Raw genomic sequence first — 13,536 nt, 5'->3', positions numbered from 1 at the left:
GGACAGGTGGCTCTCGCCACACCGGACTGGCGGCTCTGCCGCACCGTAATATTCATGACGACATGCAGGCAGATGCTAGAAAACTTCACAAACAGCTTGAGCGAATCGTTCCAGGGTCAGAAATTCGGATATTTAAAAGCGGCGAGCTTTTATTGGAAGAATTGGAAAAGAAAAGGAAACCTTATGATGCAATCTTTGTTAACATGGATTCAAAAAAAGTAGACGGACTGGAAACAATACGGAAGATACGAGAAAGAGAAATGTCAGTAGCTGTAATTTTCATGAGCAGAAGCGATGAATATTACAGAGATGCTTTTGACCTGTTTGCATATAATTATTTGCTGAAACCAGTAACTGCAGCAACATTGGAATATATTATGGAACCGTTAAAAAAGAGATTAAATATCAACACGGATGAGAGGGTGATACATTTCCAGTATCGTGCACGGGTGTATACTTTACGGCACAGCCAGGTAAGCTTTATTACCAGCAGCCTGCATATCGTAAATTTTCACATGACAGACGGAAGTATACTACAATGCAGAGGTAAACTGAAAGATTTTGAAAAACAGCTGGAAAACAGCACGTTTTTGCGATGTCACCAGAGCTTTATTATAAATATGGAACGGATTACAGGAGCCAAAAATGACAGTTTTCGGATCGGAGATCATGTGATACCGATTTCACGTTCCTACAATCGGGTTGCTCACGAAAAATATGATGAGTATTTGCGCTTCCAGCAGGAATGCAATGGAGAAGAAACGGAATAAAATGGATATTCAAATCCTGGCTTGATTATTATGCCTTTTTAGCGTACAATCGGTAATGTACAAATTAAGAGTACAGGTATGCGAAAGGATGATGAGAATGGTCGGCAGAATTTCCGTTACTACCGGGCAGAATGAATATAGGAGAATTTCGGATGTATTGTCCGGAGATCATAAACTTGCAGAAGATATGAAGGAAAGCAGAACAGAAATGTTTTCCTTTATGTCTTGTGCATTTTTTTGTTGCCGGAGAGAATGAGACGTTTTATACTGACAGTGGAAATACTGTTTCTGTCACTGGTACTTCTCGGAGGAAGTTCGGTGCCTTTAAGAAATGATACAGCTGTTGCAACAAAGTTTCGTTGGGAGGATCACCGAACCATAGCACATGCGCTGGGTGGACTGGCTGGAAAGGATTATCTGAATTCCAGAGAGGGATTTCTTGCCATGTACGAACAGGGTGTACGGCTTTTTGAACTGGATCTTTCCAGAACATCGGACGGAGTGTGGGTATGCCGCCATAACTGGAAGGAATCCATGGGGCAGTGGAAGGGCAGCGGGAAAAAAGTTCTTACAGAGAAACAGTTTAAGAACAGTAAGATATATGGAACATATACGCCGATGACGCTGGAAGATTTTTTCCTGCTTCTGAAAGAACATCCAGATGCCTATGTGATGATCGATTCCAAACAGTACTCTCTGCGCAACTATCAGAGAACACTTGAAGATTACTGCGATTACGTGGAAATTGCAAGAGCAGCGGGAGCAGAGAGCGTTCTGGACCAGATCATTCCGGAAATCTACAGTGAGGCAATGTTTCCCGGAACCACCATGATTTATTCTTTTCCCTCCTATGTATATTCTCTGTGGCAGGAATATTCGGCAGAGGATCTGGAGCATATCGCATCTTTCTGTGAAGAAAAAGGTATCCCTGCGGCAACAGTTTACTGGAAATACTGGTCTGAAGAAACCGAAGAAATTTTTGAAAAAAAGGGAATACGGCTGTATGTGTATACCGTAAATGACCGGAATCAGGCCAGAAAGTATATTGCACAGGGAGCAGAAGGAATCTGCACGGATTTTCTGACAGCAGAAGATCTGTGGTAGGAGAAATAAAAACAAAGGAATCAGAGGATTATGAAAATAAGAACAACCATTGCTGTGATGGCAGCAAAGATCACAGGGCATGTCTGTAAACTTATGGGACGCCAGGGTGTAACCTGGGCGGGGAAGATCGCATTGAAGATATGTCCGGATATCCTGGAGGAGCTATCCTCTCAGGTAAGAGAAAAAATATTTGTAGTATGTGGAACCAACGGAAAGACAACAACCAATAACATGCTCTGTGCAGGACTGGAGGCAGAAGGTAAAAAAGTTATCTGTAATCATACCGGTTCCAATATGCTGAACGGAGTTGTGGCAGCTTTTGTGCTGGGCGCAAGATTCAGCGGAAAACTGGATGCGGACTATGCCTGTATTGAGGTTGATGAGGCTTCCACAAGACACGTGTTCACAAAGATCAAACCGGATTATATGGTCATGACCAATTTGTTCCGTGATCAGCTGGACCGTTATGGTGAGATTGATATCACCATGAATATTCTGGAAGAAATGATGAAAAAAGTTCCGGATATGAAGGTCATCGTCAACGGTGACGATGCATTGTCCGCATATCTTGCCATGGACTGTGGCAATCCTTTTGTAACCTATGGAATCAGCAAACCGGTAATTAAGAACAAAACAAACGAGATCCGTGAGGGACGGTTCTGTAAATGCTGCGGGGAGAGACTGGTCTACAGTTTTTATCATTACAGCCAGCTTGGTGACTACAGATGCCCGAAATGCGGATTTAAACGTCCGGAGATCGATTTTGATGCCACAGATGTGAAGGTGGATGACCAGATCGCATTTACTGTGGAAGATAAACGGATCGTGGCCAATTACAAAGGCTTCTATAACGTATATAATATCCTTGCTGCCTATGCGGGAATACGTACCGCTGGATTTAAGGCAGAACATTTTAATGAGATGCTGAAAAAATTCAATCCTGAGAACGGACGTAATGAGCAGTTCCGGATCAAAGGTACCAGCGTTGTTCTGAACCTTGCCAAGAATCCGGCCGGTTTTAACCAGAACATTTCAGCTGTGATGCAGGATGAATCACCCAAGGATATCATCATTGTGATCAACGATAATGCACAGGACGGAAAAGATATCTCCTGGCTCTGGGACGTGGATTTTGACCTTTTCGGAGGAGATAATATCAATTCCATCACAGTCAGCGGCATTCGCTGTCAGGATATGCGCCTCCGACTGAAATATGTGGATATCCCGTCCATGCTGGAAAATGATGTGGAAACAGCCATCCGCAAGCGGATCGAGGACGGATGTGGCAATCTTTATGTACTTGTAAACTATACGGCGCTGTTTGGCACCAGAAATATTCTGAAGAAACTGGAGGGGGAAAAATGAAGATAACGATTGGACATTTATATCCGGATCTTCTGAACCTTTACGGTGACAGAGGAAATATCCAGTGCCTTATGAAACGCTGTCTCTGGAGAGGCATTGAGGCAGAAACCATTGCGTTTGAACTGGGAGACAAGATCGACTTTTCCAAACTGGATATCGTTCTTCTGGGAGGCGGTTCTGACCGTGAGCAGATGCTGGTATGCGAAAAGCTGAAAGAGATCCAGAAGGATTTCAAGGCCTATGTGGAAGATAATGGTGTTGTCATCGCAATCTGTGGTGGATATCAGCTCCTTGGAAACTACTATAAGACCGATCAGGGAATGATCGAGGGACTGAAACTGGTGGATATGAGCACAGAGCAGGGAAAAGGCCGTCTTATCGGAAATATTGTGATGCAGAGTGATCTTTTTGATATGCCCATTGTAGGGTTTGAGAACCATGGAGGACGTACCACCATCGGAAACAACAAAGCTCTGGGAAAAGTACTGTCCGGATATGGCAATGACGGACAGTCCGGCGAGGAAGGTGTTGTATACAAAAATGTGATCGGAACCTATCTTCACGGACCACTTCTTCCAAAGAATCCACAGCTTGCTGATCTTCTGATCAGCCGTGCACTGGAAAAGAAATATGGTAAGAAGATCGAACTTGAGAAACTGGATGACAGCGAGGAGCAGGAGGCAAACTCCTATATTTTCCACCGCTTTGTAAAGAACGAAGGATAAGAGGATAGTATGGCAAAATCAAACAATCAGAAAGCGAAGATCCTGTATCTTGAAAAAATGCTGCGGGAGACAGGGGAGCATCATGCAATATCCATGCAGACGATTCTTGCAAATCTTATGGAACATGGGATCCGTGCGGAGAGAAAGAGCATTTATGACGATGTGGAGGTTCTGCGGGAGTTTGGAATGGATATCCGCTATACAAGGGAGCGGCCAGGTGGTTATTATCTGGCAGGACAGCAGGGGGCAGAGCAGCCATCCGTTCAGGCGGAAAATGCAAATGTTTCCACTCTGGAAAAAGTTCAGGAAAAGGCAGAAACAAAGAGCGTTGATATAAGTGGGTACCAGGTGCTTCTTAAGAATTCTGCGGGAACCATAAAAAAAGAAATGCGCCTTCTTTGTACAGGCGTTGCACAGGCTGAAATCCGTGATTTTTTTGGCGAAGACGCAGAGTATAAAATAAAGGAAAACGGAGATCTGATGGTAACGGTTCAGCTTCCGGAAAATTCCAAGTTTTACGGCTGGCTGACAGGCATGGGCGGAGATGTCCGCATCCTGAAACCAAAGAAATCCGCACTGGCATACAGAGATTATCTGAAATCACTGGCAAAGGAATATAAAGGCGTATAGGAGAGGATTTGACCATGAAGAAAAAAACAGCGATCCTGCTTGTGGGAGCTTTGGCTCTTACAGCAGTTCTTTCCGGCTGCGGCAAAAACAAAGAGGCAACAGAGGCTGCCAATGAAAGTGTAGAGTCCGAAGATCCGGAAGGAAAAGCCAAAAACAGCGATGATGCAGAGGAAGAAGAAAAAGAGGAAGAAAAAGAAACAGCAGCTGCCGATAAGAAAGTAGGAGTATTTCTGCCTTCAGCTGCAGATGATTCCCGCTGGGCCCTGGATGGAGAAAGTTTTCAGACTGCACTGGAAGGAGACGGCTATGATGCGGAGATCTTTTTTGCAGATGAGGACAGTGATACACAGGTGTCACAGATCCAGTCCATTCTGGACGATGAAAAAACATCTGCCCTTGTGATTGCACCGGTAGATGCCTACGGTCTGAATGATGTGTTGGAGCAGGTCTATGAGAAATCCATTCCTGTAATTTCCTATGATCAGCTGATCATGGATACGGATAAGATCAACTATTATGTTACTTTTGATACGAGAAAAGCAGGAAAAATGGTGGGAGATTCCATCATCAAAAAAATGGATCTGGAGAAAGCCAGAGAAGAAAAACGCACGCTGACCATCGAGTTCCTGATGGGTTCTCCGGATGACCGTGATGCACTGTTCTTTTATAATGGCGTGATGGAAAAACTTCAGGAATATTTCGATGACGGAACACTGGTGTGCACTTCAGGAAAGCAGACGCTTGATGATACTGCAGTGATGCGTTCCGGAAGAAATACCGCGAAGAACGATATGGCAGAGATCCTTTCCCAGAATTATACAGAAGGCACACCGGACATTATCTGCACAGGTGCCGATGACCTTGCTCTTGGTGCCGTTGATGCCCTGGAGGATGCTGGCCATGTGTCAGGTGAAGAGGGATGGCCAATGATCACTGGCTGTGGCTGTGAGGCAGAAGCAGTAACTGCTGTGATTGAGGGAAAACTTGCAGACAGTCTGTTCTTTGACAACCGCGTGCTGGCAAATGACTGTGTGACTATGGTGGACACTCTTCTGAAAGGGGAGAAACCGGAGATTTCTGATTACGAGCAGTATGACAACGGAACCAAGATCGTGGGAACTGTAACAAGCGATATCCAGCTGATCGATGCGGATAATTACCAGATGCTTGTGGATGACGGATATTATGATGAGGATGAGATTGTACCGGAGGCAACTCCGACACTGATTCCAACGGAAACACCGGAAGTTACGGTAACAGAAGAACTGGATAAAGAGGTAACACCGACACCGTCTGAGAAAGCTGACGAAGAAGATGACAAGATCACATCAACACCGTCCGAAGAGGCAGGTGCTTCTGAGACACCAACATCGGAAGCAGATGAGACAGCAACTCCGACACCTACAGAGAAACCTTCCAAAGGTGCAGATGCATAAAACAAAATAAATATGGCAAAATAAAAATACTCCTGGAAACCGGCATATGTAAGTTCCCAAGAGTATTTTTTATGATAAATCTTATTCGCGGAAAGTAAGCTTGCCACCTTCAATGGAATCAATGATGGCAAGGGATTCCAGATGGATACCCATATCACGGATGGTCTGTCCGCCGGACTGGAAGCCTTTTTCGATAACGATTCCGGCACCTTCCAGAGTTGCACCGGATTTCTTGACGATGTCGATCAGACCAAGAAGTGCACAGCCGTTGGCAAGAAAATCATCAATCAGGAGTACATGATCTTCCGGTCCGAGGAATTTCTTGGAAAGGATCACATCATAAACTTTTTTATGAGTAAAAGATTCTACCTTAGTTGTGTACATCTCGCCGTCAAGATTTACACTCTGTGCCTTCTTTGCAAATACAACCGGTACGTGGAAATACTGTGCCGCAATGCAGGCAATACCGATACCGGAAGCCTCGATGGTAAGGATCTTGTTGATTGGACAGTGGTCAAAACGTTTCTTGAATTCTTTACCGATCTCATTGATCAGGTTAATATCCATCTGATGATTCAGAAAGCTGTCCACTTTTAAAATATTTCCTTCTTTTATTACGCCGTCTGTCAGAATTCTGTCTTTTAAAAGCTGCATGAAATTTATCTCCTTTGATTTATCACATTAATGTATGTTTGTTTACTGCTCACGGACAGAGCAGTAATATTTTTAATATGTATCATACGACAATATTTGCGTGAGTGCAATTATTTTTGACAAAAAAACATAAAATTATTATAATAGATAAGATGACAAAGAAAGGAACAGACACGGATGAAAGAGTACGAAGTAATCTGGGAAATTTTTAACAAATGCCCGAGAAATCAGATGCGTGATGTATTTGTGGAAGAAGTGGAGATCATAGATCCGGAAGCGTATGTGAAACAGAAATTTCAGGGGAAGGATGTCTCCTACGAGAAGACAGTATTGGAAGACGGAACCATCATTTTTGACATTCAGACATCTATGATCCGGCAGCGCTGTTCTTTCACGGAGATCTGAAGGAGGAAATACACATGAAAGAAACACATGTGCACGTTCTCGAGGATGGAACCGTTCTTGAACATACCCATGGGGAACAGGAACATGTGCATACTCACGATGGCACACATCCTCATCATCACAGCCACGCACAGACCAAGGCCGTACTCAACAGACTTTCCAGGGCCATCGGGCATATGGAATCCATTAAGCGTATGGTGGAGGAAGGACGTGACTGCAGCGAAGTGCTGATCCAGCTGTCAGCCGTAAAATCTGCGATCAATAATACAGGCAAGATCATACTGCAGGATCATATAGAACACTGCATCGTGGATGCAGTGGAGCATGGAGACAGGGATGCTATCAAGGAACTGGAAAAAGCGATCGACAGATTTATGAAGTAAGGTAAGGAGTTCATGAGAGATCGTGAATGAGAAAAATACACGGACAGAGAGCCAGTTTTGTCTGTGTAAATACAAAGAATGAGAGGAATTTATTATGGCAAAAGAGTGTAGCAATACATCCTGCAACAAATCAAGCTGTGAAGGCTGCGGACAGAAACAGCCCCAGAGCCTCATGGCAGAACCAAACGTTTTTTCTGACGTAAAACATGTGATCGGAGTTGTTAGCGGAAAGGGTGGCGTCGGTAAATCCTTTGTAACAGGCTCCCTGGCAAACCTGATGGCTTCCAAGGGATATAAAGTGGGCATTATGGATGCGGATATCACAGGCCCGTCCATCCCGAAGATGTATGGCATCAAGGGTAACGCACAGGGCAGTGACAACGGAATCTATCCGATGCCAACTGCAAACGGAATCGAGGTTATGTCTGTAAACCTTCTTCTTCCGGATGAGGAGACACCGGTGATTTGGAGAGGTCCGGTCCTTGCAAATATGGTAAAACAGTTCTGGAGTGATGTGATCTGGGGTGAATTGGATTATCTCTTTGTAGATATGCCGCCAGGAACCGGAGATGTTCCGCTGACAGTATTCCAGTCCCTGCCGATTGAGGGTGTCGTGATCGTTACTTCTCCGCAGGATCTGGTCCGCATGATCGTCAAGAAGGCCTATAACATGGCTGATATGATGAAGGTTCCGGTCCTTGGAATCGTGGAGAACTACAGCTACGTGAAATGTCCGGACTGCGGAAAAGAGATCAAGGTCTTTGGTGAGAGCCATATCGACGAGATCGCCGCAGAACTTAAAGTTCCGGTACTTGGCAAGATGCCGATCGATGTGAAACTTGCAGAGCTTGCAGACAGCGGCCTGTTCAGCAAGATCGAGAACGAGTATATCACTGCGGCAGCAGATGTAATGCCAAAAGATGAGGCGTAAGAAATAAAAAGACAATAACAGAAAAGACCATCGGAATCCGATGCAGTAAGGATTGAGAATATCCTTCGTGCAGATTCCGGTGGTCTTTTTGTCAAGCAGTTATTTGGTTAAATCTGGGAAAAATATTTCAGGAAGCACTGAGCAGCCTGGGAAAGCTGCAGCGCTTCATGATGAGCAATCACGGCACTTCTTGCAGGCAGTGGTGTTTTCAGGTGGACCGGTTCCAGGCCCGGGCGGTTGCGGAGCATATAGTCCGGGATACAGGCAATACCAAGTCCGATCTCCGCAAGGTCGATCAAAAGATCGTTGCTGTTCAGTTCCACCTCAGGCAGCAGCTTCAGTCCCTGGGCCGCAAACACCTGATGAAGGTATTCACTGGTAGTGCTTTTCGGAGCAAGCATCAGGATGGGATAATCCAGAAGGTTTTCCAGGGAAAGAGGCGTTTTTCCCATGGTAAAATAATCCGGGTTTGCTACGAAGATATCACGGAATTCCAGCACAGTCTGAAGTTTTGTGTGGGAAGAAAGCCGGGAGTTGGGGTAATTGGTGACGATCAGTTCTGCCTGGCCGTTTTCCAGAAGCTCCGCACATCCGATGGAAGTGATGTTGATGATCTTGATCCGCACTTCCGGGTGATCCTTGTGGAACCGGCGGAGATAAGGGATGAGGAAATAGCGGCACAGAGTATCGCTGGCACCGATCCGCAGCTGACCGGTAAGATTTCCCTCGCCGGAAAGGGCTGCCTCGCCTTCGTTAAGCATGGAAAGGGCCGGTTTTACGTGCTGGAGAAGAAGCTCTCCCTCAGGAGTCAGGATCACCCGTTTGGTGCTTCGAACGAACAGGGTGTGGCCCAGTTTTTTCTCCAGGTTTTTGACCGCCTGGCTGACTGCAGACTGGGAGATAAAAAGCTGTCTGGAAGCCTCCGAAAAACTTAGGGTTGTTGCTACATAGTAAAACACTTTGTAGAGTTCAAGATTGATATCCATATGTAAAAATCCTCCGCTTATAAATGATATAAGATATATTAATTTTACTAATGATATTTCCTATGATACTATATTTTCAGCAGAAAAGAAAGACAGAAATGCTTTCTGCACGTTTACCATCCTTATTATCGGATATAGAGAAAGGAGCCTTCTATGAGCAACGTAAGACGTGTGTATGTAGAAAAGAAACCTGCCTTTGCAGTAAAAGCAAAGGAACTGAAACATGAGATCAAACATTATCTTGGCATCAGCACTGTGACAGCAGTCCGTGAGCTGATCCGTTATGACGTGGAGAATATCTCCGATGAAGTATTTGAGAAAGCCTGCAAGACCGTATTTGCAGAGCCGCCGGTAGATGATCTGTATCTTGAGAAATTTGATGTGGCAGAGGGCGCACGTGTATTTTCCGTAGAATTCCTCCCTGGACAGTTTGACCAGAGAGCAGACTCCGCTGTACAGTGTGTACAGTTCCTGGATGAGAATGCGGCACCGATCATCCGCTCCGCAACTACTTATGTAATTGAGGGAACCGTTACAGACGCAGAGTTTGAGGCAATCAAACATCACTGCATTAACCCGGTGGATTCCCGTGAGACAGGACTTGAGAAACCGGAGACACTGGTAACCGTATTCCCGGACCCTGAGGATGTGAAGATCTTTGACGGATTCAAGGATATGGCAGAGGCTGATCTGAAAGAGCTGTACGCTTCTTTGAACCTTGCCATGACATTCAAGGATTTCCAGCATATCCAGAAATATTTTAAAAATGAAGAGAAACGTGATCCGTCCATGACAGAAATCCGTGTTCTGGATACTTACTGGTCTGATCACTGCCGACATACCACTTTCTCCACAGAGCTTACCAGCGTGAAGTTTGATGAAGGCGACTATAAAGCTCCAATCGAAAAAACATACGAAGAATATCTGGATGCCCATAAGAACATGTACAAAGGCCGTGATGACAAATTTGTCTGCCTGATGGATCTGGCTCTTATGGCAATGAAGAAACTGAAAGCAGAAGGCAAACTTGCAGACCAGGAAGAGTCCGATGAGATCAATGCCTGCAGTATCGTGGTACCGGTGGATGTGGACGGAAAAGAAGAAGAGTGGCTGATCAACTTCAAGAACGAGACCCACAACCATCCGACCGAGATCGAGCCTTTTGGTGGTGCGGCTACCTGCCTTGGCGGTGCCATCCGTGACCCGCTTTCCGGACGTACCTATGTATATCAGGCAATGCGTGTAACCGGTGCGGCTGATCCGACTGTATCCGTAAAAGAAACTCTGAAGGGTAAACTTCCGCAGAAGAAACTTGTCCGCAGCGCAGCTCACGGTTACAGCTCCTACGGAAACCAGATCGGTCTTGCAACCGGTGCTGTAAAAGAAATCTATCATCCGGACTACGTTGCAAAACGTATGGAGATCGGTGCGGTTATGGGTGCTGCTCCGAGACGTGCGGTTATCCGTGAGAATTCCGATCCGGGAGATATCATCATCCTTCTTGGAGGACGTACCGGCCGTGACGGTATCGGTGGTGCTACCGGTTCTTCCAAGGTTCACACAGAGGCTTCCATTGAGGTCTGCGGCGCAGAGGTGCAGAAAGGTAATGCACCGACAGAGCGTAAGATCCAGAGAATGTTCCGCAGAGAAGAAGTCAGCCATATCATCAAGAAATGTAATGACTTCGGTGCGGGCGGTGTTTCTGTTGCCATCGGCGAGCTGGCACCAGGACTTCAGATCGACCTTGACAAAGTTCCGAAGAAGTATGCAGGTCTTGACGGAACTGAGATCGCCATCTCCGAGTCCCAGGAGCGTATGGCTGTTGTGGTTGACCCGAAAGATGTGGATACTTTCCTGAAATACGCAAATGAAGAGAATCTTGAGGCAGTTCCTGTTGCAGTTGTAACTAAGGAGCCACGCCTTGTCCTCAACTGGAGAGGAAAAGAGATCGTAAATATTTCCCGTGCATTCCTGGATACCAACGGTGCACATCAGGAGACTTCCGTTGAGGTTGAGATCCCGTCCAAAGACGGAAACCTTTTTGAAAAACGTCCGGATGTCACAGACGTAAAGAAAAAATGGCTGGATACTCTCGCTGACCTGAATGTATGCTCACAGAAAGGTCTTGTGGAGATGTTTGACGGCTCCATCGGCGCAGGCAGCGTATTTATGCCTCACGGTGGTAAATATCAGCTGACAGAGACACAGTCCATGGTTGCAAAAGTTCCGGTACAGAACGGAAAAACAGAGACAGTTACCATGATGAGCTACGGCTTCGATCCATACCTTTCCTCCTGGAGCCCGTATCATGGAGCATCTTACGCAGTAACAGAGTCTGTTGCCAAGATCGTTGCAACCGGTGGTGACTATAAGAAGATCCGCTTCACATTCCAGGAATACTTCCGTCGTATGACCGAAGATCCGAAGAGATGGAGCCAGCCGTTCTCCGCACTGCTTGGCGCTTATGCGGCACAGATCGGATTCGGCCTTCCTTCCATCGGCGGTAAGGACAGTATGTCCGGAACCTTCAATGACATTGATGTTCCTCCGACACTGGTATCTTTCGCAGTGGATGTTGCAAAAGTAAAAGACGTGATCACACCGGAGCTCAAAAAAGCAGGAAGCAAACTGGTATGGCTCCGTGCACCGAAGGACGCTTATGACCTTCCGGATTATCCGGCTCTTATGGAGCAGTATGACAAATTACATCAGGATATCCAGGCTGGCCGTGTGATCTCCGCATATGCACTTGACCGTCATGGAATCGCCGCAGCAGTCAGCAAGATGGCATTTGGTAACGGTATGGGCGTGAAGATCGAGCATAGCCTTGATCCAAGAGATTTCTTTGCCCCGGCATTCGGAGATATCATCTGCGAAGTTCCGGATGGAAAAGTCGGCGAGCTTGCTATCACTTACACAGTGATCGGTGAGGCTACAGACGATGCGAAATTCTCCTACGGCGATACTGAGATCACTCTGAAAGAGGCACTTTCCACATGGGAGGGCACTCTGGAGAACGTATTCAAGACAGCAGCAGGAACCGAGGATGTCAAAGCAGATGACGGTTCCCTTTACAAAGCAGACAGCATCTATGTATGCAAACATAAAGTGGCAAAACCACGCGTATTCATTCCGGTATTCCCTGGAACAAACTGCGAGTACGACAGCACTCGTGCATTTGAGAGAGCAGGCGCTGAAGTAGATGTAAAAGTATTCAAAAACCTGACAGCAGAAGATATCCATGATTCTGTGGAAATCTTTGAGAAAGCTATCAGTCAGGCACAGATGATCATGTTCCCGGGCGGATTTTCAGCAGGTGATGAGCCGGATGGATCTGCTAAATTCTTTGCAACTGCATTCCAGAACGAGAAGATCAAAGAAGCTGTTATGAAGCTTCTCAATGAGCGCGATGGTCTGGCACTTGGTATCTGCAATGGATTCCAGGCCCTGATCAAACTGGGACTGGTACCGTACGGCGAGATCTGTGGTCAGAAAGAGGATTCTCCGACACTGACCTACAACACCATCGGCCGTCATGTATCCAAGATGGTATATACCAAGGTTGTCAGCAACAAGTCTCCATGGCTTCAGAAAGCACAGCTTGGCGGTGTATACTGCAACCCGGCTTCCCACGGTGAGGGACGTTTCGTTGCAAATGATGAGTGGCTGAAGAAACTCAAAGAAAACGGACAGATCGCAACGGAGTATGTACCGGTAGATGAAACAGGCTATGAGGGCGAGTTCAATGTAAACGGTTCTTATATGAACATCGAAGGTATCACAAGCCCGGATGGACGTGTTCTCGGAAAGATGGCGCACAGCGAGCGTCGTGACGCAGGTGTGGCTGTAAATATCTATGGAGAGCAGGATATCAAGATTTTCGAATCTGGTGTAGAATACTTCAAGTAATATCCGTAAGCTTGCAGTGGCAGGGGATTTCAGACCTCCCTGCCACTGTAAAAATACAAAAAAACATATATTTTTTAAAAAATTTAAAAAAAGTGAAAAAAACTGTTGACACAAGTCAGAAACCATTATATAATAGCAAAGCGAGTTGCGGAACAGAAGAGTTCTTAAGACGAGCAACTGTTATGGGATCTTAGCTCAGCTGGGAGAGCATCTGCCTTACAAGCAGAGGGTCATAGGT

At 45.9% G+C, this 13,536-nt stretch carries 12 protein-coding genes; 10 read left to right on the top strand and 2 right to left on the bottom strand.

The window, feature by feature from the left end:
• The 6 genes from G5B12_RS16325 to G5B12_RS16300 form a co-directional block, all read left to right on the top strand.
• On the top strand, positions 1-770 hold a 770-nt coding region (locus G5B12_RS16325), incomplete at its 5' end, for a LytR/AlgR family response regulator transcription factor (protein ID WP_174088863.1).
• Positions 771-1,022: 252 nt separating this feature from the next.
• A complete protein-coding gene (locus G5B12_RS16320; protein WP_021976082.1) occupies positions 1,023-1,874 on the top strand; it encodes a phosphatidylinositol-specific phospholipase C/glycerophosphodiester phosphodiesterase family protein in 852 nt (283 codons plus the stop codon).
• 30 nt (positions 1,875-1,904) lie between these two features.
• Positions 1,905-3,239: a MurT ligase domain-containing protein gene (locus G5B12_RS16315; RefSeq protein WP_021976081.1), complete on the top strand. Its 1,335-nt coding sequence runs from the start codon at positions 1,905-1,907 to the stop codon at positions 3,237-3,239.
• A complete protein-coding gene (locus G5B12_RS16310) occupies positions 3,236-3,964 on the top strand; it encodes a type 1 glutamine amidotransferase (protein WP_173762661.1) in 729 nt (242 codons plus the stop codon). Before G5B12_RS16315 ends, G5B12_RS16310 begins: the two co-directional genes overlap by 4 nt.
• A gap of 9 nt (positions 3,965-3,973) precedes the next feature.
• Entirely contained in the window at positions 3,974-4,594 is a 621-nt protein-coding gene (locus tag G5B12_RS16305; RefSeq protein WP_173762660.1) for a WYL domain-containing protein, read from the top strand.
• 14 nt (positions 4,595-4,608) lie between these two features.
• A complete protein-coding gene (locus G5B12_RS16300; RefSeq protein WP_173762659.1) occupies positions 4,609-6,030 on the top strand; it encodes a substrate-binding domain-containing protein in 1,422 nt (473 codons plus the stop codon).
• Between the two features lie 81 nt (positions 6,031-6,111).
• On the opposite strand, the gene G5B12_RS16295 is transcribed toward G5B12_RS16300, so the two are convergent.
• Positions 6,112-6,684, bottom strand: a complete 573-nt coding sequence (locus G5B12_RS16295) for a xanthine phosphoribosyltransferase (protein WP_173762658.1) — start codon at positions 6,682-6,684, stop codon at positions 6,112-6,114.
• Positions 6,685-6,861: 177 nt separating this feature from the next.
• Here G5B12_RS16295 and G5B12_RS16290 point away from each other — a divergent pair, with 177 nt between their 5' ends.
• From G5B12_RS16290 to G5B12_RS16280, 3 genes are all read left to right on the top strand, one after another.
• Positions 6,862-7,089, top strand: a complete 228-nt coding sequence (locus G5B12_RS16290) for a hypothetical protein (RefSeq protein ID WP_173762657.1) — start codon at positions 6,862-6,864, stop codon at positions 7,087-7,089.
• A gap of 14 nt (positions 7,090-7,103) precedes the next feature.
• The gene (locus G5B12_RS16285) at positions 7,104-7,472 is read left to right on the top strand and encodes a metal-sensing transcriptional repressor (RefSeq protein ID WP_015526957.1); all 369 of its coding nucleotides are present in this window, start codon (positions 7,104-7,106) and stop codon (positions 7,470-7,472) included.
• Positions 7,473-7,566: 94 nt separating this feature from the next.
• Positions 7,567-8,403 (top strand): Mrp/NBP35 family ATP-binding protein, encoded by an 837-nt coding sequence (locus tag G5B12_RS16280; RefSeq protein WP_173762656.1) that lies wholly within the window; start codon positions 7,567-7,569, stop codon positions 8,401-8,403.
• Positions 8,404-8,510: 107 nt separating this feature from the next.
• Here the strand turns inward: G5B12_RS16280 and G5B12_RS16275 are convergent, their stop codons facing one another.
• Complete coding sequence (locus tag G5B12_RS16275) at positions 8,511-9,389, bottom strand: LysR family transcriptional regulator (RefSeq protein WP_021976074.1); 879 nt, start codon at positions 9,387-9,389, stop codon at positions 8,511-8,513.
• A gap of 153 nt (positions 9,390-9,542) precedes the next feature.
• Between G5B12_RS16275 and G5B12_RS16270 the strand changes: the two genes are divergently transcribed.
• On the top strand, positions 9,543-13,298 hold the full coding sequence (locus G5B12_RS16270; protein ID WP_174088861.1) for a phosphoribosylformylglycinamidine synthase: 3,756 nt from the start codon (positions 9,543-9,545) through the stop codon (positions 13,296-13,298).
• The last annotated feature ends 238 nt before the right edge of the window (positions 13,299-13,536 follow it).

Origin of the sequence: Blautia sp. MSK.20.85 (genome assembly GCF_013317245.1) — a bacterium.
Classification (GTDB): domain Bacteria; phylum Bacillota; class Clostridia; order Lachnospirales; family Lachnospiraceae; genus Blautia_A.
Note: the sequence above shows the minus strand (reverse complement) of the source record. Positions and strands in the feature narration are given on the sequence as shown.